Origin of the sequence: Gulosibacter massiliensis (assembly GCF_900626105.1) — a bacterium.
Classification (GTDB): domain Bacteria; phylum Actinomycetota; class Actinomycetes; order Actinomycetales; family Microbacteriaceae; genus Gulosibacter; species Gulosibacter sediminis.
Window position 1 is genome coordinate 368,929 of the sequence record NZ_UYZX01000002.1, and the last position, 21,151, is coordinate 390,079.

Genomic DNA, 21,151 nt, shown 5'->3' on the forward strand with positions numbered 1-21,151 from the left:
GTGAGCACGACCCTCGAAGACCGCCTCGACGAGGGTGAGGGTCAGGCGGTCTTGCCGGCTGCCGCCCGCACCCTCGTCACGGGGTGGACCCTCCTCATCGGCGGCGGCATTGGCCTCATCGCGAGCTTCATGCTCACGATTGAGTACTTCCACAACCTCGCCGACCCGAGCGCCGAGCTGCTCTGCGACCTCAGCGTCTTCGTTACGTGCCAGCCGGCGATGAACTCGACCGCCGGTGCGATCCTCGGCTTCCCGAACGTGATCCTCGGTCTCGTCTGCTTCACGATCGCCGTCGTCTCGGGCGTCGTGATCGTCGCTCGCGTGAAGCTGCCGAACTGGTACTTTGTTGGCCTGCAGATTGGCCTGATCGGCGCTGCGGTGCTCATCACCTACCTGCAGTGGTACTCGGCCTTCGAGCTGCGCGCCCTCTGCCTCTGGTGCATGGTCATCTGGACCGCCACGATCCCGACCGTCACGCTCACCACCATCGGTAACCTCGCGAACGGCCGCCTCGGCCGTGGGGGAGTGAAAATCGGCCACGGCCTCGCGAACTGGGCCTGGGTCGTCGTCGTGATCTGGTACCTCGCCGTCATCGGGCTCGTGCTCGCGGGCATGTGGGAGCCGATCCGGCTGAGCATGATCTAAGCGAACATCCCCACAACCACTTCGGGCGGGTGACCAGTTGGTCACCCGCCCGAAGTGGTTGTGGGGAGCTTAGCTCGCGCGCTTGAGTTCGTCGTCGCCAGCTTCGCTCGTCGGCTTTGCGGGCTCGATGGCGCGCAGCGGTTCGGGTCGCTCGAGCTCGGCGACGTCGGCGATCGTGTTCTGCACACGGCGCACGAGGTCGGCCGACATGATCTCAGAGAACACCGCGTCGTCACCCGGGTCGCGGCCGGTGCGCCACTCGAGGCGGTAGCGGCCACGCGGGCCGAAGAGGTCGTCGAACAGGCGCAGCAGCTCGAGCTGGGCCTCAGTCGTCAGCGCGGCCTCGGGCTGCAGCATCCGCGGCGGGTGTTGCGGCGCCGGCGCGAGGCCGAGCCCCGCGAAGTTCGGATGCGCGCTGAGCGGCATCGCAGGACGGCAGGACGGCGTCGGGAAGAGGCCGGCGTAGCGGGGCTCCTCGGTTTCGGCGGCAGCAGCCTCTGGCTCGTCGTAGTCGTCCTCATCGACGGCGTCGAGCTCGACGGCTTCGAACCGCGGCTCCTGTACCGGCGCCTCGGCGGGCGCGACCTCGGCAATCGCCGGGGCGGGCTGGACCGGCGCTACGACCGGGTGCTCGGGCACCGCGACGGTCGGCGGCTCTGGCACGACGTAGTCGGCAGGCACGGTGGCGGCCGGCGCGACCGGCTGGGCAGCGGCGGCCTGCTGCCGGGGTGCGGGCGTCGACTGCAGGGGCGCGGCAACGCGCGGCTGCGCCCACTCCTGGGGCGTCGAGGCGGGGGCCTGTGACGGGGAGGTCGGTTCGACCTGCGGAGCCGGAGCGTTCTGAGCGCTGTCTGCCTGCGGTTCGCCGAGGCCGGCAAGTTTGCGGAACCAGCCGAACATTGGGCACCCCTTTCCTACGTGTGAGCACGCGAAACTCGCGCGCGTACACGAAGCCTACGGATTCAGCGCCTCAGAACCCGGGTGCGACACTCGCGCTCAGGGAACTAGTCGAGTTCTTCCTGGCGTGCCTCTTCGACGCGCTCGCGCACTCCGGCGATCGCGAGGGCGAGCGTGGCGCCGACGGCAATCCACGTCGCGACGATGCGCAGCGTCGAGTTCGATTCCTGCGTCGTCTTCACTGCGGGCACGATTCCCGCGACCGCGGAAAGGACTGCTCCGTTGAGTAGATACTTGCGCACCGGTCATCACTCCTTGCGGTGGGTTGGCGGCTCGCAGCGCCGCGATGTCGCGACCCAGCCTAGCGCCCCATTGTGGCCATTGCGACGCGGTGTGGCGGCGTGTACCGTTAATGCTGACCGATCGATCAGGGCTTGACGTTGCATCGCCCCTCCCGCTGAAGGACCCCCGTGACAGAACCCAGCACGCCGGCCAAGCATGAGCTCGCCGAACGCATCCGTACCGTTGCCCTCGAAGAGTTCGCCGCCCGCGGCTATGGCGTCTCGCTGCAGCAGATTGCCGAGCGCAGCGGCTGCACGAAGGCGAATGTGCTCTATCACTTTGGCAGTAAAGAGGAGCTCTTCCGGGCGGTGCTCGCGCCGGTGATCGAGGCGAGCCGCGAGCTTGAGCGTCGCCTCGACGTCGAGCCCGACTTCGACCCGGCGCGAGGCGCGGCCGAACTCATGGTGAATAACCGCCATGCGGTGCGGATGCTCGTCTTCCACCACCGCTCGCTGCCGGACGCCCGCGAGGCGAACTTCTTCCTCGACATCATCCAGCGCGTTGCGGCGAAGCTTGCGCCGAACGATCCGACCGCGCCGACGCGCGCCGTGGTCGCGTTCATCGGCATCGCCTACGTGCTCTCGGTCGACTCCGAAGACGCCGATGCTGCCGACTTCCCGCAGTTCGACGTTGAATTCCCGGGGTTCACGAGCCTCGACGCCATCGCGCAGCTCGTCTGCCAACTCACCCTCGCCCCCTCGCTCTAAGGACTTCATCCAGTGGCGCTGCTTCTCTATCGCATCGGACGCTTTTCATTTCGGCACGCCTGGCAGGTGCTTGTCTCCTGGCTCGTCGTATTTGCCGCCGCGTTGGGCCTCGGGCTGGGGCTCGGCGGGCAGATGAACGAGTCGTTCGAGATTCCCGGCAGCGAGTCGCAGGATGCGCTCGACCGCCTCGCGCAGGTGTTCCCCGAAGTCGCGGGGCTGAGCGCCCAGGTCGTGATCGAGACGACCGACGGCAGCGCAATCGACACCCACCGCGACGAGCTCGCGCAGGTCGCGAGTGACATCAGCGACCTCGAGCACGTGACACAGGCGCTCGACCCGTACTCGGAGTACGCGACCGGCACGCTCAGCGACGACGGCGAGGCCGCGATCATCCAGGTGCAGTTCGACACCGACATGATGGACAAGCTTGGCGACGACAAGCAGAACGTCGTCGACATCGCCGAGACGTTGGCAGACGACGGCCTGCGCGTGGAGTTCGGCGGCACCCTTTACCAGGACATCACCTACGGGCTCACCGTCACCGAGGCGATCGGCGTGGCCTTCGCCGCCATCGTGCTCATCGTCGCCTTCGGCTCGGTGCTCGCGGCCGGTCTGCCGCTCGGCTCGGCGCTCATGGCGGTCGGCGTAACGATGGGCGTACTGCTGTTTGTTACCCGCTTCGTCGTCGTCTCGAACGCGAGCCCGCTGCTCGCCGTAATGATCGGCATCGCGGTCGGCATCGACTACGCCCTGTTCATCTTGTCGCGGCACCGCAACCAGCTGGCTAAGGGGATGCGGGTCGAGGAATCGGCCGCGACCTCCGTCGGCACGAGTGGCTCGGCGGTGACCTTCGCCGCGGCCACCGTCATGGTGGCGCTGCTTGGCTTGCTCATCGTCGACATCCCCTTCCTCTCGGTCATGGGCGTCGCGGCGGCGGGCGGCGTCCTCATGGCGCTGCTCGCGGCCCTCACCCTGCTGCCCGCCTTGTTCGGTCTCGCGGGGGAGCGCCTGCGCCCGAAGGAGGGCAGCCGCGTCTGGCGACGCGAGACCGGCGAGAACGCGAAGCCGACCATGGGTCGCCGATGGGTGCGGCTGGTGCTGCGGGCTCCCATCGTGTTCGTCATTCTCGTCATCGGCGTACTCGGGGTGACTGCCCTGCCTGCTCTGCACATGGAGACCTCCCTGCCGAGCGGCAAGAACGAGGCCGAGGGTGCAACCGCCCGCGAGGCGTACGACATGATCACCGATCACTTCGGTGAGGGCAGCAACGGCCCGATGCTCGTCATGCTCGACATCACGCAGGTGGACAACGACACGCTCGTCGACGATCTCGCAGCGATCCGCGGCCGCGTCGCGGCGGTGCCGGGTGTCGCATCCGCCGGTGACGCCCTGCCGAACCCCACGGTCGACTCGGCGATCATCCAGGTGATCCCGACGACCGGGCCCGCCGACCCCGAGACGACGAAGACCGTCGCCGCGCTCCGCGCGCTCGCGGCCGGCATCGAGGCCGACTACAACGCCGTGAGCTCGGTCACTGGCTCGACGGCCGTGCAGATCGACATCACCGACCGGCTCAACGGCGCGCTCTTGCCCTTCGCCGGCGTCGTCGTCGGGCTCAGCTTCATCCTGCTCGCCCTCGTTTTCCGTTCGATCCTCGTGCCGCTCAAGGCGGCCGTGAGCTTCCTGCTCTCGGCGTTCGCCGCGTTCGGCGTGGTGGTCATGGTGTTCCAAGACGGCGCGCTCGGCACGATCATGGGCATCGTGCCTGGGCCGATCATCTCGTTCCTGCCGGTCATCCTGCTCGCCATCGTGTTCGGTCTCGCGATGGACTACGAGGTGTTCCTCGTCTCGGGCATGCGCGAGGCCCACGTGCGCGGGCTGAAACCGAGGGAGGCGATCGAGGAGGGCTTTGCGTCGGCGGCGCGCGTCGTCACCGCAGCCGCGCTCATCATGTTCTTCGTATTCGTCGCCTTTGTTCCTGAGGGCGCGGGGGTGATCAAGGTGATCGCGCTCGGCCTCGCGGCCGGCATCTTCTTCGACGCATTCCTCGTGCGCATGACGCTCGTGCCCGCGCTCATGGCACTGTTCGGCAAGCACGCCTGGCAACTGCCGAAGTGGCTCGAACGCCACTTGCCCGACCTCGATATCGAGGGCGAGCACCTTCGCGAGTACCGCGCGCGAGCCGAGTGGGCGCAGCAGCACCACGCGGCGATCGCGTTCGAAGACCTTGTTGTGGGCAACGAACGGGCGCCGTTCGAACCGGTCACGGGCGAGGTGCCCGCGGGTGGCGTGCTCGTGGTGCGCGGCGACGTCGCCCCGCGGGCGGTCGTCGCCGCGACCCTCGCGGGTCGGGTGAACCCGCATAGCGGTCGGCTCCAGGTGCTCGGCCGCACGCTGCCGGGTGACGGCGCCGCGCTGATCTCGCGCGTCGCGATCGCCGACCTTGGCAATCTCGACGACCGGGCCCGCGAGCTGTCGCTCGGCCAGCTCATCGGCCGCCACGGCGCGTTCGGCCGCACTGACCTGCGCACCGAACTGGCCGAGCATCAGGTCGTGTCGGTAATCGACGACCTCGATGCCGCGCTGCGTGCGGTGGGCTGGGACGGCCCACGACTCACGGCGCAGACTCGCCTCACGAGCCTGGATGCGCTCGGCCGCGCCATCGCGCTCGCGGGCGCCGCAGTGGTCGAGCTCCCCGAATTGCTCGTGCTCGAGGTCGGCGCGCTCGGCTTCGACGCGCGCTCGGGTGGTCTCGTCGCGCGGGTGGTCGCCGCCGTGCAGCGACTCATCAGGGCCGACGTCACCCTCGTCCTCACCACGGGCATGGCGTTCGACGCCACACAGCTGCGGGAGCTCGGACGCGAGATCGAGGTCATCGACCTCCTCCGGGCGAAAGCGAGCCCAGCATCCGCCGATTTTGATTCTTCTGCTCGAAAGGAGCTGCACCGATGAGCGGCACGCAGCGCACCGCGACCGGCTTTACCGGCGCTCGTATTCGCAACATCGTCATCGCGGTTTTGCTGCCGCTCGCGATTGTTGGCCTCTACTTCGCTGCGCTGAGTGGCAGCAACCAGCGCGACGACGCACTTCCTGTCGTGCTGGTGAACAGCGACCAGATGGTCGAGCAGGCGAACAACGACGGCACGACGACGCAGGTGGTCGCGGGCCGCTTGCTCGTCACCTGGCTCACCGACCCCGAGAACGCCGGCGCGTATAGCTGGGAGCTCGTCAACGCCGAGACGGCGCAGCAACGGCTCGACGACGGCACCGCATACGCGGCCGTCGAGATTCCCGAGAACTTCTCGGCGGCGGTCGTGTCGCTCGGCGGTGGCGAGCCCGAGGCCGCGCGCATCAACGTGACCGTGAGCCAGTCGGCCGATTGGATGACCGGCGAGGTCACCCAGCAACTCTTCGACGGTATGACCGCCGAGTTCGGGCAGCAGCTCACGAACCAGGTAGCGGTTGGGCTTGCCGACGGGCTCAACGACTCGGCCGACGGCCTCGAGCAGGCGGCCGACGGCGCGCAGCAACTCGCCGATGGCGCGGGCGAACTCGGTTCGGGCTTCACGCAGTACCAAGACGGCGCGCAGGAGCTCGCGGATGCGGGCAGCCAGGCTGCTGACGGTGCTTCGCAGCTCAGCGACGGCGCGAGCGAGTTCGGCGACGGCGTCGAACAGTACGTTTCGGGCGTCGACTCCTACCTCGACGGTGTTGGCCAGTACGCCTCGGGCGCCGTCCAACTCGCCTCCGGCGTAACCGAGTTTGCTGGCGGCATCGACACCTACACCGACGGAGTTGGGCAGTACGTCGACGGGGTGCAGCAGCTCGCCGACGGGCTCGGCCAGTTGGATGCGGGCAGCGGGCAGTTGCAGGATGCGGCAGGCCAGCTCAACGACATCGCGGGCCAGCTCGAATCGAACAGCGGCAACATTGATCAGGCGCTCGCGGGCCTCGAGCAGCTCAGCACCCTGCTTTCGCAGCTCGACTCGGTCGACCCGAGCGCGCTAACGACATATTGCGATCAGCTCGAGGCGATTGACCCGGCGCAGGCCGACGCGTGCCGCGGCGCGGTTGAGCAGCTGCAGAACCAGCTGCCCGGCGGCACCGTTGACCTTGGCGGCATCGAGAGCGAACTCAATTCGCTGATCGACCAGGTGGGAGGTGTTCAGGATGCCGGAGACCAGCTGGGCCAGCTCGCCGACGGCCTCACGCAGTACACCGAGGGCGTCACCGCATCGGCGCAGGGCGCGAGCGAACTCTCGACGGCAGGGGATGAACTGGTGAGCGGCGGGGGAGAGCTCTCCTCTGGCGCGGGCGAGCTCTCGTCGGGCGCATCGCAGCTGAGCGGCGCATCGACGCAGCTCAGCGACGCGGGCGGGCAACTGCAGGATGCGGGTGGCCAGCTCACCGGCGGTGCGAGCGAGCTTTCGAGCGGCGCCGGCGAGCTCTCGGACGGGCTCACGCAGCTTGCCGACGGTCAGCAGCAGCTCGTAGATGGCGGGGACGAGCTCGGCGACGGTATCCAGAGCCTGCGCGAGGGCGCGAGCACGATGTCGCAGTCGCTGCAGGACGGCGCCGATCAGGCGAAGAACGCGATCGGCGACCCGGATGCGTTTGCCGAAGCGGTGGCGCAGCCCGTCGTTGCCGAGGTGAACGGCGTGCACAACCCCACGTTCGCCGGGATGCTTGCGGCGCTCCTGCTGCCCATCGGCATTTGGCTTGCCGGGCTCATTGCCTCGCTGCGTCGAGGACTCGTCACCGATGAAATGCTTGCGTCGAGCGCGTCGACCTGGAGCATCCTGCTCGCGGCCACGCGCCGGTTGGCGCAGCCCGTGCTCATCGTTGCCGGCGTCGTGACGCTCGCGCAGCACGTGTTCTTCGGGGTGCCGTGGGCGGGCATAGGCATCACGATTCTGTTCGCGCTACTTGGCACCGCGGTCACGGTCGCGTTGCACCTGCTCTTCGCCGCGTGTGCGAAGCGCCGAACGGCGGTGCTGACCTCGCTCGTCGCGTTGGCGCTGCAGCTGCTGCTCGTGCGCGGCTTCTTCCCGCTCGAGCTTCGTTCGGGCTGGGTGGAGACGGTGAGTGGTTGGGCTCCGTTGGCCCAGTTGGCCGCCGGAATGCAGGCCGGCTATGCGGGGGCAAGTACGGGAGCGGTGGTTGGACCGGCGATCTTGGTGGTGCTGATGACCGCTGCGGCGGCCGTGATCGCCACCATCGTCATGACGACACGCCGACACGCCACCGCAAAATCCCTGGTCAGCGCACTATCGGAACGTCACGCGTGACGCGATTTGACGCAACGGAATTCGATGTCATAAGCTTATGGAGTTGCGCCGGAAGGGGCAGCAAAGCCCAAGACCGGGTGCGAGGCTCACTACGAGCCGAGCTTGATGCTCTAAGAGCTCCGAGGGTCTGACCGGAAACAGAGTCTGAACAAGACGGAAACGCCAGGTTGACAAACGAAAGTTACTGGGTATAAGCTAATCAGGTTGCTTCGGACAGAAGCGGCAGGGAAATAACCGCCGCAGAAACCGAAAGCGATTGGTCTTTGAGAACTCAACAGTGTGCACTAAATAAATTGTCATATGCCATTTTTTATATGGTTACCTCGTGACTGGCTAGCTTCGGCTGGCTGGTTTATTTGGTTCCTTTTTTTAATATTTTGGATGATGATCGCCAGATTAATTTTGGTGTTTTGATTCTGGATTGAACTCATTTTTTACGGAGAGTTTGATCCTGGCTCAGGACGAACGCTGGCGGCGTGCTTAACACATGCAAGTCGAACGATGAAGGCCAGCTTGCTGGGTGGATTAGTGGCGAACGGGTGAGTAACACGTGAGCAACGTGCCCGAAACTCTGGAATAACCACCGGAAACGGTGGCTAATACTGGATATGTGCCAGGGAGGCATCTCCTCTGGTTGGAAAGATTTTTCGGTTTCGGATCGGCTCACGGCCTATCAGCTTGTTGGCGGGGTAAAGGCCCACCAAGGCGACGACGGGTAGCCGGCCTGAGAGGGTGACCGGCCACACTGGGACTGAGACACGGCCCAGACTCCTACGGGAGGCAGCAGTGGGGAATATTGCACAATGGGCGCAAGCCTGATGCAGCAACGCCGCGTGAGGGATGACGGCCTTCGGGTTGTAAACCTCTTTTAGTAGGGAAGAAGCGAAAGTGACGGTACCTGCAGAAAAAGCACCGGCTAACTACGTGCCAGCAGCCGCGGTAATACGTAGGGTGCAAGCGTTGTCCGGAATTATTGGGCGTAAAGAGCTCGTAGGCGGTTTGTCGCGTCTGCTGTGAAATCCCGAGGCTCAACCTCGGGCCTGCAGTGGGTACGGGCAGACTTGAGTGCGGTAGGGGAGATTGGAATTCCTGGTGTAGCGGTGGAATGCGCAGATATCAGGAGGAACACCGATGGCGAAGGCAGATCTCTGGGCCGTTACTGACGCTGAGGAGCGAAAGCATGGGGAGCGAACAGGATTAGATACCCTGGTAGTCCATGCCGTAAACGTTGGGCGCTAGATGTGGGGACCATTCCACGGTTTCTGTGTCGTAGCTAACGCATTAAGCGCCCCGCCTGGGGAGTACGGCCGCAAGGCTAAAACTCAAAGGAATTGACGGGGGCCCGCACAAGCGGCGGAGCATGCGGATTAATTCGATGCAACGCGAAGAACCTTACCAAGGCTTGACATATACCGGAAACTTCCAGAGATGGTTGCCCTGCTTGCAGTCGGTATACAGGTGGTGCATGGTTGTCGTCAGCTCGTGTCGTGAGATGTTCGGTTAAGTCCGGCAACGAGCGCAACCCTCGTCCTATGTTGCCAGCACGTTATGGTGGGAACTCATGGGATACTGCCGTGGTCAACACGGAGGAAGGTGGGGATGACGTCAAATCATCATGCCCCTTATGTCTTGGGCTTCACGCATGCTACAATGGCCGGTACAATGGGCTGCGATACCGCGAGGTGGAGCGAATCCCAAAAAGCCGGTCTCAGTTCGGATTGGGGTCTGCAACTCGACCCCATGAAGTCGGAGTCGCTAGTAATCGCAGATCAGCAACGCTGCGGTGAATACGTTCCCGGGCCTTGTACACACCGCCCGTCAAGTCATGAAAGTCGGTAACACCCGAAGCCGGTGGCCTAACCCTTGTGGAGGGAGCTGTCGAAGGTGGGATCGGTGATTAGGACTAAGTCGTAACAAGGTAGCCGTACCGGAAGGTGCGGCTGGATCACCTCCTTTCTAAGGAGCATTGACACGGTCACAATCAGTGTGGTCGTGGTGCCCAGTCTCATCCGAGTGTGGTGAGTGGGTGCTCAAGGGTGGAACATATGGCAAGTGTGGGAGTGACGTGATGCGTTAGTACCTGGTTCGTTCGCGAGCCGGTGGAAGGGGTGTTGTGGAGCTGTTGCGCTGTGTGCACGCTGTTGGGTCCTTGGGGACCGGTCAACTGCCAGGCCTTCGGGTTGGGTGGCGGTTTCCTGCAGACCATTGCAGGCCACGGAATGGAATGTTCGGTGGTGTGGGGCGGTGCTGATTGTATGTTGAGAACTACATAGTGGACGCGAGCATCTTATTAGCTGTCGCGTAGTGTTGAGTCGCTGTTGGTGGCTTGATGGTGCGTGGTGGTGTAATAGTTTCTAGATTTCTAGAGTTCAAATTTTTTTGATTCTTATTCTTATGTATCGTACTTGGTGATTTTGAAGTTGCTAAGAGCGAACGGTGGATGCCTTGGCATCTGGAGCCGATGAAGGACGTAGTAATCTGCGATAAGCCTCGGGGAGCCGATAAACGGGCGTTGATCCGAGGATTTCCGAATGGGGAAACCTGGCCACATTTATTGTGGTTACTCGCACCTGAATGTATAGGGTGTTGAGGGGGAACGCGGGGAAGTGAAACATCTCAGTACCCGCAGGAAGAGAAAACAATTGTGATTCCGTTAGTAGTGGCGAGCGAACGCGGATGAGGCTAAACCGGTTGTGTGTGATACCTGGTAGGGGTTGCATGGTCGGGGTTGTGGGACTTGTTGTGTCGTGCTACCACGCGACGAGTGTCTGATGCAGTGTAGGAGAACAGGTTTGAATGCCTGACCGTAGGGGGTGGGAGTCCCGTATCCGAAACAGTGTGTTGGTGCTGATGAGTATCCCAAGTAGCACGGAGCCCGTGAAACTTTGTGTGAATCTGTCGGGACCACCCGATAAGCCTAAATACTTCCAGATGACCGATAGCGGACAAGTACCGTGAGGGAAAGGTGAAAAGCACCCCGGGAGGGGAGTGAAATAGTTCCTGAAACCGTTTGCTTACAATCCGTCGGAGCCTTTCGGGGTGACGGCGTGCCTTTTGAAGAATGAGCCTGCGAGTTAGTGATGTGTGGCGAGGTTAACCCGTGTGGGGTAGCCGTAGCGAAAGCGAGTCTGAAGAGGGCGTTGAGTCGCATGTTCTAGACCCGAAGCGAAGTGATCTAGCCATGGCCAGGTTGAAGCGTCGGTAAGACGTCGTGGAGGACCGAACCCACCTAGGTTGAAAACTGGGGGGATGAGCTGTGGTTAGGGGTGAAAGGCCAATCAAACTTCGTGATAGCTGGTTCTCTCCGAAATGCATTTAGGTGCAGCGTTGCGTGTTTCTTGCTGGAGGTAGAGCTACTGGATGGCTAATGGGCCTTACCGGGTTACTGACGTCAGCCAAACTCCGAATGCCAGTAAGTGAGAGCGCAGCAGTGAGACAGTGGGGGATAAGCTTCATTGTCGAGAGGGAAACAACCCAGACCACCAATTAAGGTCCCTAAGCGTGTGCTAAGTGGAAAAGGATGTGGAGTTGCAGTGACAACCAGGAGGTTGGCTTAGAAGCAGCCACCCTTGAAAGAGTGCGTAATAGCTCACTGGTCAAGTGATTCCGCGCCGACAATGTAACGGGGCTCAAGCACACCACCGAAATTGTGGCAGTCCATTTGTTGGGCTGGGTAGGAGAGCGTCGTGTACTGGGTGAAGCGGCACGGGAACGTGGTCGTGGACGGTACACGAGTGAGAATGCAGGCATGAGTAGCGAAAGACGGGTGAGAAACCCGTCCTCCGAATAACCAAGGGTTCCAGGGTCAAGCTAATCTTCCCTGGGTAAGTCGGGACCTAAGGCGAGGCCGACAGGCGTAGTCGATGGACAACGGGTTGATATTCCCGTACCGGCGAAAGACCGTCCAATCCAATCCAGTGATGCTAAGAGCCTGAAGTTCCCTGCTGCGCCTTTGGTGTGGTGTGGGGATGGAGCGTTCGAACCTATGCTGGGGCGGGTAGCGTAGTAACAGGTGTGACGCAGAAAGGTAGCCAATCCGGGTGAATGGTTGTATCCGGGCAAGGTTGTAGGGTTCGTGGTTGGTAAATCCGCCACGTGGATGCCTGAGAACTGACGCGGAAGCCGTAATGGCGAAGTTGGTGATCCTCTGCTGCCAAGAAAAGCATCGACGCGAGGTCTGAGTTGCCCGTACCCCAAACCGACACAGGTGGTTAGGTAGAGAATACTAAGGAGTTCGAGAGAATCGTGGTGAAGGAACTCGGCAAAATGCCCCCGTAACTTCGGGAGAAGGGGGGCCATCCACTTATTAGGATTTACTCCGAAAGGGTGTGGTGGCCGCAGAGACTAGTGGGAAGCGACTGTTTATCAAAAACACAGGTCCGTGCGAAGTTGCAAGACGATGTATACGGACTGACGCCTGCCCGGTGCTGGAAGGTTAAGAGGAAGTGTTAGCTTTGGCGAAGCACAGAATTTAAGCCCCAGTAAACGGCGGTGGTAACTATAACCATCCTAAGGTAGCGAAATTCCTTGTCGGGTAAGTTCCGACCTGCACGAATGGCGTAACGACTTCCCAGCTGTCTCCACCGCGAACTCGGCGAAATTGCAGTACGAGTAAAGATGCTCGTTACGCGCAGCAGGACGAAAAGACCCCGTGACCTTTACTATAGCTTGGTATTGGTGATTGGTGTGGCTTGTGTAGGATAGGTGGGAGACTGTGAAGCTGGCACGCTAGTGTTGGTGGAGTCGTTGTTGAAATACCACTCTGGTCACTCTGATTATCTAACTTCGAACCGTGATCCGGTTCAGGGACAGTGCCTGGTGGGTAGTTTAACTGGGGCGGTTGCCTCCCAAAGAGTAACGGAGGCGCCCAAAGGTTCCCTCAGTCTGGTTGGTAATCAGATTTCGAGTGTAAGTGCACAAGGGAGCTTGACTGTGACACTGACAGGTGGAGCAGGGACGAAAGTCGGGACTAGTGATCCGGCAGTGGCTTGTGGAAGCGCTGTCGCTCAACGGATAAAAGGTACCTCGGGGATAACAGGCTGATCTTGCCCAAGAGTCCATATCGACGGCATGGTTTGGCACCTCGATGTCGGCTCGTCGCATCCTGGGGCTGGAGTAGGTCCCAAGGGTTGGGCTGTTCGCCCATTAAAGCGGTACGCGAGCTGGGTTCAGAACGTCGTGAGACAGTTCGGTCTCTATCCGCTGCGCGCGTTGGAAGTTTGAGGAGATCTTTCTTTAGTACGAGAGGACCGAGAAGGACGAACCTCTGGTGTGTCAGTTGTTCTGCCAAGGGCATGGCTGATTGGCTACGTTCGGAACGGATAACCGCTGAAAGCATCTAAGCGGGAAGCCGGCTCCAAGATGAGACTTCCTACCCTTTGTTGGGGTGAGGTGTCCAGTAGATGACTGGGTTGATAGGCCGGATGTGGAAGCGCTGTAAGGTGTGGAGCTGACCGGTACTAATACGCCGAAGACTTCAATAATTTTCTCACTGAGTATGTGTATGTGTATGTTGCTGTTGTGTGAGTTGTTCGCGTCCCTGTGTGGTTCTTGACATACGATGAGTGTGTTAGAAAGTGTTTCGGTGGTTTTAGCGAGATGGAAACGCCCGGTTACATTCCGAACCCGGAAGCTAAGCGTCTTTGCGCCGATGGTACTGCAAGGGGGACCTTGTGGGAGAGTAGGACACCGCCGAACTTAACTTAAGAGAAGGGGTTCCCCATTTTGGGGAACCCCTTCTTGCTTTTTCCGGACGTTTTCTCGAGCCCCGGCCGGAGCCGGAGCTCCGGGATTAGTTGGGGAAGTCGACCGTCGTGTGTTCACGCGCGAACTCGAGTGTTTCGCGAAGCATGTGCAGGCGCTTTGCTTCGTCCTTTCGCGCCGAGCGGGTATTCACCTCGGCCACGACTTGGCCATCCCAGCCGCGATCAGCGAGGTAGCGCAGCGTCTTTTCAACGGGCTGGCCGCCTTGACCGGGCATCCTGTGTTCGTCAAAGAGGCGCTTTTTGTCGTTTGGCGCTTCGCCATCGCAGAGGTGGATGTGGCGGAGGCGGTCGCCGGCCGCCTTGGCCATCTCGAACGAGTCGTCGCCAGAGAGCGCGGCGTGCGAGAAATCGAGGGTGATCGACTCGACGTTCATCTCGATCGGGTTGGTGCCGGGTAGATAGGCCTTCTGGCTACCGGCGACGTTCCACGGGAACATGTTCTCGACGGCCATGGCGATGCCGGAGTCGTGCTCGAGCTTCGTTACGAGCTCCTCGAAGCGAGTGGCGTATTGGCCCTGCCAGCGAAACGGCGGGTGCACGACCACCGTCGTCGCGCCGACCTCATGTGCGAGGTCAACGGTGCGCACCAGCTTTTCGTCGGGCTTGGTGCCCCACACGAACTGTGTATAGAACAGCACCGGCGCGTGAATCGACAGCACGGGCAGTTCGAAGCGATGCGACAGCGCACGCAGCGTGTGCGGGTTGCGTGAGTCGTTTTCCGTCGACACCATCACCTCCATGCCGTCGTAGCCGGCGGCCGCCGCAATCTGGAAGGACTGCGCCGTTGGTTTGGGGAAAGTGCACGAGGTGCTCATACCGATCTTGATCATCGCGGTCAGCGTAACCCCACACCCTTGCGAGCCGGTATAATGGTTGAAGTTGTGGCTCGAATAGATGGGAGATGCGGATGGCTTTCCTGCTCGCGCTCTTCGCAGTAGCGAGCGTAGGCATGCCACTCCTCCGCAAACTCCCCGGCACCTCTCTCTTCTACGTCGGCGCAGCAGTGTCGGCGGTAGCTGCCATCTGGACCGCGAGCCACGCGCCGCAGGTCTTCGCCGGCGAAACCTGGCGCGTGTCGTACCAGTGGCTGCCGCAGCTCGGCATGAACCTCGACTTCCGCATTGACGCCCTGAGCTGGGTGCTCGCGATGATCGTGACTGCTATCGGCTCGCTCGTGCTGCTCTACTGCGCGAGTTACTTCACGAAGGATGAGCCCGGACTCGGCCGTTTCGCTGGCGTCTTGCTCGGCTTCGCGGGCGTCATGTTCGGTCTCGTCACGACCGACAATATTTACCTGATGTTCGTGTTCTGGGAGGCCACGAGCATCCTCTCGTACCTGCTCATCGGTCACTACACCGGTCGACGCCCGTCGCGAGGTGCGGCGATGCAGGCGCTGCTCGTCACGACGCTGGGTGGGCTCGCAATGCTCGTCGGCCTGGTGATGTTGCACGTCGCGGCCGGCTCGGCGCTTTTCAGCCAGATCCTCACCGCGGACATCCCTCACAACGGCTTCCTCATCACGGCGCTCATGCTCGTGATCGTCGGCGCGCTGACCAAGTCGGCGCAGTTGCCGTTCCACTTCTGGCTTCCCGGTGCCATGGCTGCGCCGACCCCGGTCTCTGCCTACCTCCACGCCGCCTCGATGGTGAAGGCCGGCGTCTACCTCGTGTTGCGACTCGTGCCTTCCTTCAGCGATGTGCCTGGATTCTCCGAGACGCTCGTCATCATCGGTGTCTCTACGATGCTGGTCGGCGGGTGGCGTGCGCTACGGCAGTTCGACCTCAAGCTGATTCTCGCCTACGGCACGGTGTCGCAACTCGGCTTCATGATGACCATCGCTGGCTTCGGCGGGCGCGACGCAGTGCTCGCCGCCGTCGCCATGGTGATCGGCCACGCGCTGTTCAAAGCTGCGCTGTTCCTCATCGTCGGCATCATCGACCACCAACTGGGTACCCGTGACATTCGTAAGATTTCCGGTCTCGGGCGTAGCGCTCCGGTTCTTGCCGTCACCGCGATCATTGCGGCCGCATCGATGGCGGGCATCCCGCCGCTGTGGGGCTTCGTGGCGAAAGAGGCCGTGTTTTCGAGTTTCATCGGGGCTGCCTCGGCAGGCGATTCGTGGGGCTGGGTCGCGCTCATCGGCACCGCGATCGGTTCGATCCTCACCGTCGCGTACACCTGTCGCTTTCTGTACGGTGCCTTCGCGACGAAGCGCGGCGTCGACCCGGTGGTCAAGGCGACGAGCCACATCGAAGACCTGATCTCGCCGGTGATCCTCGTCGTCGCGACCGTCGTCATCCCGTTCTACGCGACGCCGATCGATCACCTCATCGCGCAGTTCGCCGACACCGCGCCCGCCATCGAGTCCGGGGAGCCCTACCACCTCGCGATCTGGCACGGCCTCGAGCCGGCACTTTTGCTCTCGGCACTCACACTGCTGGGCGGTCTCGGGCTGTTCGCCGGGCGCCGCAAGGTCGAGCACGCTCAGTCGTTCATGCCCGCCGTCTTCGAGGCGGCTCGCGGCTACTGGCTGTCGCTGCGCATCGTTGACTCGGTCGCAGCCCGCGTCACCTCGAGCACCCAGCGCGGTTCGCTGCCCTTCTACCTCGCGATTATCTTCATCGTGCTCGCGGCCGCCATTGTCGTGCCGCTACCGTTCATCGACTACTCGCAGCTCGACCTCACCCTTGAGTTCTCGTGGTTGCAGCTCGCGATCGTGGCGGTGCTCGTGCTCGCATCCATTGCCGTGACGCAGACCAAGCGACGCTTCCACGGTGTGATCCTGGTTAGCGCGACGGGCTACGGCATTTCGATCATCTTTGCCCTGCACGGGGCTCCCGACCTCGCGATGACGCAGGCGCTCATTGAGACGCTCTCGCTCGTCGTGTTCGTGCTCGTGCTGCGTCGGCTGCCGGCGAAGCACGCGCATATCGATAACAACCTGCCGTCATGGCTGCGCTGGGTGATTGCGTTCGCCGTGGCGATTGCCATCGGCGTCATCACCGCCCTCGCGATGGGTTTCCGCATCGCACCGTCCGACGGCCTCAGCTTTGCCGAACTCGCGGTCGAGGGTGGGCACGGGTACAACGTCGTCAACGTCACCCTCGTCGACATTCGCGGCTGGGACACGATGGGCGAGCTGTCGGTGCTTATTGCCGCCGCGACCGGCGTCGCGAGCCTCGTCTACCTCAGCGCGCGTGGCTCGCAGCGACAGACGCCACCACCACCGCGACCCCCGCTGAAGAAGCGCGCGGCCATGCTGCAGAAGTTCGGCGAGGACCGCCGCGCCTGGCTCATCGCCGGTAATTCGCTCGCCCCCGACAACCGTTCGATCGTGGTCGAGGTCGTCGTCCGGCTCATCTTCCACGGCCTGTTCATCATGTCGCTCTACTTGCTGTTTGCCGGGCACAACTCGACCGGCGGCGGTTTCGCCGGTGGCGTCGTCGCGGGTCTTGCGCTCGCCGCGCGCTACCTCGCGGGCGGCCGTGAGGAGCTTGACGCCGCCGTGCGGGTCGACGCCGGCCGCTTGCTCGGCATCGGTATGGTGCTGGCGGCCGGCTCGGCCCTCGCGCCGATGCTGTTTGGCCACCCGCCGCTGATGAGCTTTTGGATCGACAGCGACGTCGCGGGCATCGGTCAGATCGTCTTCGTTACCTCGACAATCTTCGATATCGGCGTCTACCTCATCGTGATCGCCCTGGTCATCGACATCCTGCGCTCGCTCGGCTCCGAGCTCGACATCCAGGCCGAGGAAGAGCAACTCGGCCAGCGCAACGTCGCCGCGACCGTCATCGACGACGCCGAGATTCGCGGCGCCACCCCGGTCGATGACGCGACTGCGGGCTCACGGCCGACGGCCCGCCGACACGACGGGGGTGCCCAGCGATGACTCTCAACGTCATGCTGCTCATCGGCATGGTCATCATGTACGCCTGTGGCGTCTACATGCTGCTCGAGCGCAGCTTTACCCGCATGATTCTCGCCGTGATGCTCGTGGGCAACGCGACGAACATCCTCATCTTCCTTACCTCGGGCAGCTTCGGCGACGCCCCGATCATGGGCGACGGCGCCAACCCGTCCACGTTTTCCGACCCGCTGCCGCAGGCGTTCATCCTCACCGCGATCGTCATCACGTTCGCGACGACGGCGTTCATGCTCGCGCTGCTGTACCGCTCATGGCGCCTCGCGCACGGCGACGAGGTCGACGACGATGACGACTCGATCTCGCTGCGGGACGTCGACCCCGAAGAGGACGACGAGGTCTTCGACGAAGACGAATCTGGCGACACCGAGTTCGGTGAAGGCGCCGAAGCGGCCATCAAGGGCGCACGTACCAAGGAAGAACTCGACGCGAAGAACGGGGGAGATGTATGAGTTGGCTCGTTCCCCTCGTCGTGCTCGTGCCGCTCCTCGGCGCCGCGATCACGCTGACCGCCGCGCGTCGGCAGCGGCTGCAAATTTTGTTCGCGAGCATCACGATGGTCATCGCCCTAGCGATCTCGATCGCGCTGCTTATCGCGGTGCACCAGACCGACCAGGCGCTCGTGATTCAGGTCGGGGGATGGGCGGCGCCGTTCGGCATCTCGCTCGTCGTCGATCGCCTCTCGGCGCTCATGGTGCTCGTCACGAGCATCGTGCTCATCGCGGTCATGGCGTTCTCGATCGGCCAGGGTGCCACCGACGGTGACGACGAGACGCCGGTTTCGATCTTCTACCCGACCTATCTCGTGCTCGCGGCCGGCGTCTACAACGCGTTCATCGCGGGCGACCTCTTCAACCTCTACGTCGGCTTCGAGATCCTGCTGGTCGCGAGCTTCGTGCTCATCACGCTCGGCGGCACGGCGTCGCGCATCCGCGCCGGCATCACGTACATCGTCGTCTCGCTCGTGTCGTCGCTCATCTTCCTCGTCGCGATCGCGGCGATCTTCGCCGCCGTCGGCACCGTGAACTTCGCCGAGATCGCGGTGCGCATGGCAGAGCTGCCGCAGGAGGTGCAGCTGCCGCTGCACCTGCTGCTGCTCGTGGGCTTCGGCATCAAGGCCGCGCTCTTCCCGCTCTCGTTCTGGCTGCCCGACTCGTACCCCTCGGCGCCCGCGCCGGTTACGGCCGTGTTTGCCGGCTTGCTGACCAAGGTCGGTGTCTACGCGATCCTGCGCTCGGAGTCGCTGCTCTTCAGTAAAAATGACATCTCGGTGCTGCTCATCATCGTGGCGATGCTGACGATGGTGATCGGTATTCTCGGTGCGGTCGCCCAGGCGGGCATCCGCCGTATGCTCTCGTTCACGCTCGTGAGCCACATCGGCTACATGATCTTCGGCATCGCTCTCGGCACTGAGGCGGGCTGGTCGGCCACGGTCTATTACATCGCGCACCACATTCTCGTGCAGACCGGCCTGTTCCTCGTGACCGGGCTGATCGAACGCATCGCGGGCACGGCGTCCCTGACCCACCTCGGCGGGATGCTCGCGCGCTCGCCGTTCGTGGCGGTGCTGTTCTTCATCCCGATGCTCAACCTCGCGGGCATCCCGCCGTTCTCGGGCTTTATCGGCAAGCTTGGGTTGTTCATCGCAGGTGCCGAGGGCACGGCGCTGTCGGTTCCTCAGTGGCTCGTCTGGATCGGCATCGGCATCGGTGCACTCACGAGCCTGCTCACCCTCTACGCCCTCATTCGGGTGTGGAACCTCGGCTTCTGGCGATCGCAGGAGGAGGTGACCGGCTTCGAGTCGCCGCTCACCTCGCACCTCGAAGAGACGCTCGACGGCGAGGTCGTCGCCGAGCGCAAGGCGAACTCGATGATCATGAATATCGCCACCGCGGCGATGGTGCTCGTCACCGTCTGCATGACGATCTTCGCCGGCCAGATCTACGAATTTGCGAGCGCGGCCGCGGCCAACCTCACGATTCCCGCGCACTACATCGATATCGTGGCCGGAACAGAAGGGACGAAGCCCTAATGTCTGCCGATCCGCACATCCGCGCCGAGCGCCTCCAGCGCCCGGGCGTTGCCCTGCTGACGCAGCTGCCGCTGCTCATCGGGCTCGTCGTGCTCTGGGTCGTGCTGTGGGGTCACCTCGACGTCATCAGCGCCGTCACGGGCATCATCTTCTCGCTGCTCGTCGTGCGCATGTTCTCGCTACCGCCGGTGTTGCTGTCGGGGCGCATCCACGTCTGGTACACCATCGTGCTGCTCGCGAAGTTCTTCTGGTGGCTCATCGGCTCGACGTTCCAGATGGCCTGGCTCGCGATGCGGCCCAAGGCGGTGCCGCAAGCGTCGATTCTCGCAGTGCGGATGCGCGTGCACTCCGACTGGTTGCTCACGCTCACCGCCGAGATCAACATGCTCGTGCCGGGCTCAGTCGTCGTCGAGGTCGACCGGCTGCGCAGCATCCTCTACCTGCACGTGCTCGATGCCGACACCGACGAGAAGATTCAGCGGGCCCGCCTCGCCGCCGAGCAGATCGAGGACGCCATCGTGGTCGCGCTCGGCAACCACGAGGACATCGCGCTCATCAACGACGACCGGCGCCTGCACGATCGACCCCTGCTCTTCGCCTCGCGGGAGCAGCAGAGCTACGAGGTACTGCGCGAGGCCGATCGCAAGGCCCGCCAAGCCGAATGGGAGGCGGAACTCTGATGGAACCGCTATTCACCGTGCTGATCTGGCTCATCGGGGCGTTCTTCGCCTCGGCGGCCCTGATGTCGCTCATCCGCATCATCCGCGGGCCGAGTGTCGTCGACCGCATGGTCGGCTCCGACACGCTCGCGACCGTGCTCATCTGCGTGCTCTCGGCCGACATGGCCCTGCGCGGCCACACCACGACCCTGCCGCTCGTGCTCGGCCTCGCGATGACCGCGTCGATCGGCACCATGGCGGTAGCCCGCTTTGTCTCGCGCGGTCGCTCGGGCAACTCGATCAACTCGAGCACATCCGACCAGGCACTCCCTGAGCAGGACGACGTCGAGCGGCACCGCGACGCCGACGGCTCGATCGGGCATGAGGACGCGGCGCGGCACGAGCTCGCCCACGATGTGGTAGCCCGGGAGGTGCGGAGTGAGCGGTAACACCTGGCTCGATCTCGCCACGATCATCTTTGTGCTCGCGGGTGCGTTCCTGTCGTTCACCGCGGGCCTTGGCCTGCTGAGGTTCCCCGATATGATCGCGCGCCTGCACGCGCAGTCGAAGCCCCAGGCGGCCGGGTTGCTGTTCATCCTCGTCGGCGTCGCGCTGCAGCAGACCGACGCGTGGACGATCGCGTTCCTCGTGCCGATTGTCATATTCCAGTTCCTCACCACCCCCGCCGCGGGTATGGTGCTCGCGCGCGGCGGCTACCGATCCCGTCACTTTGAGCACGTCGAGCTGCGCATCGACGAACTCGAGGACGAGGTCAAGCGCGCCCAGCGTGCTGAGGAAGAAGAAGCGGCCCGCGAGCGGGTCAGGATCGCCGATGACGCCGCCGATGCGCCCGAGCCTGAGTCGCGAAATCCGAACGCACCCAAGCTATAGACT

At 63.2% G+C, this 21,151-nt stretch carries 13 protein-coding genes and 3 rRNA genes; 13 read left to right on the top strand and 3 right to left on the bottom strand.

Annotated features, from left to right (window positions below):
- On the top strand, positions 1-645 hold the full coding sequence (locus EJL01_RS11525) for a vitamin K epoxide reductase family protein (RefSeq protein WP_125107778.1): 645 nt from the start codon (positions 1-3) through the stop codon (positions 643-645).
- 69 nt (positions 646-714) lie between these two features.
- Here the strand turns inward: EJL01_RS11525 and EJL01_RS11530 are convergent, their stop codons facing one another.
- Together EJL01_RS11530 and EJL01_RS11535 are read right to left on the bottom strand one after the other, a co-directional pair.
- Positions 715-1,545 carry a hypothetical protein gene (locus EJL01_RS11530; RefSeq protein ID WP_125107779.1) on the bottom strand — a complete coding sequence of 277 codons (831 nt, stop codon included), beginning with the start codon at positions 1,543-1,545 and terminating at the stop codon, positions 715-717.
- Positions 1,546-1,649: 104 nt separating this feature from the next.
- On the bottom strand, positions 1,650-1,844 hold the full coding sequence (locus EJL01_RS11535) for a hypothetical protein (protein WP_125107780.1): 195 nt from the start codon (positions 1,842-1,844) through the stop codon (positions 1,650-1,652).
- Between the two features lie 168 nt (positions 1,845-2,012).
- On the opposite strand from EJL01_RS11535, the gene EJL01_RS11540 reads away from it, so the two are divergent.
- From EJL01_RS11540 to rrf, 6 genes are all read left to right on the top strand, one after another.
- On the top strand, positions 2,013-2,591 hold the full coding sequence (locus EJL01_RS11540; RefSeq protein ID WP_125107781.1) for a TetR/AcrR family transcriptional regulator: 579 nt from the start codon (positions 2,013-2,015) through the stop codon (positions 2,589-2,591).
- A 12-nt stretch (positions 2,592-2,603) separates the two neighbouring features.
- Entirely contained in the window at positions 2,604-5,543 is a 2,940-nt protein-coding gene (locus tag EJL01_RS11545; protein ID WP_125107782.1) for an MMPL family transporter, read from the top strand.
- Positions 5,540-7,879, top strand: coding sequence for a YhgE/Pip domain-containing protein (locus EJL01_RS11550; protein WP_125107783.1), 2,340 nt, complete (start codon positions 5,540-5,542; stop codon positions 7,877-7,879). Before EJL01_RS11545 ends, EJL01_RS11550 begins: the two co-directional genes overlap by 4 nt.
- Positions 7,880-8,312: 433 nt before the next feature.
- Positions 8,313-9,835 (top strand): 16S ribosomal RNA (locus tag EJL01_RS11555).
- 457 nt (positions 9,836-10,292) lie between these two features.
- Positions 10,293-13,362 (top strand): 23S ribosomal RNA (locus EJL01_RS11560).
- Positions 13,363-13,459: 97 nt separating this feature from the next.
- Positions 13,460-13,576: ribosomal RNA gene (gene rrf / locus EJL01_RS11565) — 5S ribosomal RNA — on the top strand.
- Together the 16S, 23S and 5S rRNA genes form the textbook arrangement of a ribosomal RNA operon.
- Positions 13,577-13,670: 94 nt before the next feature.
- Here rrf and EJL01_RS11570 read toward each other — a convergent pair.
- Positions 13,671-14,474 (bottom strand): sugar phosphate isomerase/epimerase family protein, encoded by an 804-nt coding sequence (locus tag EJL01_RS11570; protein WP_125107784.1) that lies wholly within the window; start codon positions 14,472-14,474, stop codon positions 13,671-13,673.
- 77 nt (positions 14,475-14,551) lie between these two features.
- On the opposite strand from EJL01_RS11570, the gene EJL01_RS11575 reads away from it, so the two are divergent.
- Genes EJL01_RS11575 through mnhG form a run of 6 tightly spaced genes read left to right on the top strand, consistent with a single transcriptional unit; the run spans position 14,552 to position 21,148 of the window.
- Entirely contained in the window at positions 14,552-17,533 is a 2,982-nt protein-coding gene (locus EJL01_RS11575) for a Na+/H+ antiporter subunit A (RefSeq protein ID WP_125107785.1), read from the top strand.
- Positions 17,530-18,018: a Na(+)/H(+) antiporter subunit C gene (locus tag EJL01_RS11580; protein WP_125107786.1), complete on the top strand. Its 489-nt coding sequence runs from the start codon at positions 17,530-17,532 to the stop codon at positions 18,016-18,018. The genes EJL01_RS11575 and EJL01_RS11580 overlap by 4 nt, the downstream gene beginning before the upstream one ends.
- Entirely contained in the window at positions 18,015-19,598 is a 1,584-nt protein-coding gene (locus EJL01_RS11585; RefSeq protein WP_125107787.1) for a Na+/H+ antiporter subunit D, read from the top strand. Before EJL01_RS11580 ends, EJL01_RS11585 begins: the two co-directional genes overlap by 4 nt.
- Positions 19,598-20,278: a Na+/H+ antiporter subunit E gene (locus EJL01_RS11590; RefSeq protein ID WP_125107788.1), complete on the top strand. Its 681-nt coding sequence runs from the start codon at positions 19,598-19,600 to the stop codon at positions 20,276-20,278. The genes EJL01_RS11585 and EJL01_RS11590 overlap by 1 nt, the downstream gene beginning before the upstream one ends.
- The gene (locus EJL01_RS13385) at positions 20,278-20,706 is read left to right on the top strand and encodes an MrpF/PhaF family protein (RefSeq protein ID WP_125107789.1); all 429 of its coding nucleotides are present in this window, start codon (positions 20,278-20,280) and stop codon (positions 20,704-20,706) included. Before EJL01_RS11590 ends, EJL01_RS13385 begins: the two co-directional genes overlap by 1 nt.
- Positions 20,696-21,148, top strand: coding sequence for a monovalent cation/H(+) antiporter subunit G (gene mnhG, locus EJL01_RS11600; protein WP_125107790.1), 453 nt, complete (start codon positions 20,696-20,698; stop codon positions 21,146-21,148). Before EJL01_RS13385 ends, mnhG begins: the two co-directional genes overlap by 11 nt.
- Positions 21,149-21,151 lie beyond the last annotated feature (3 nt).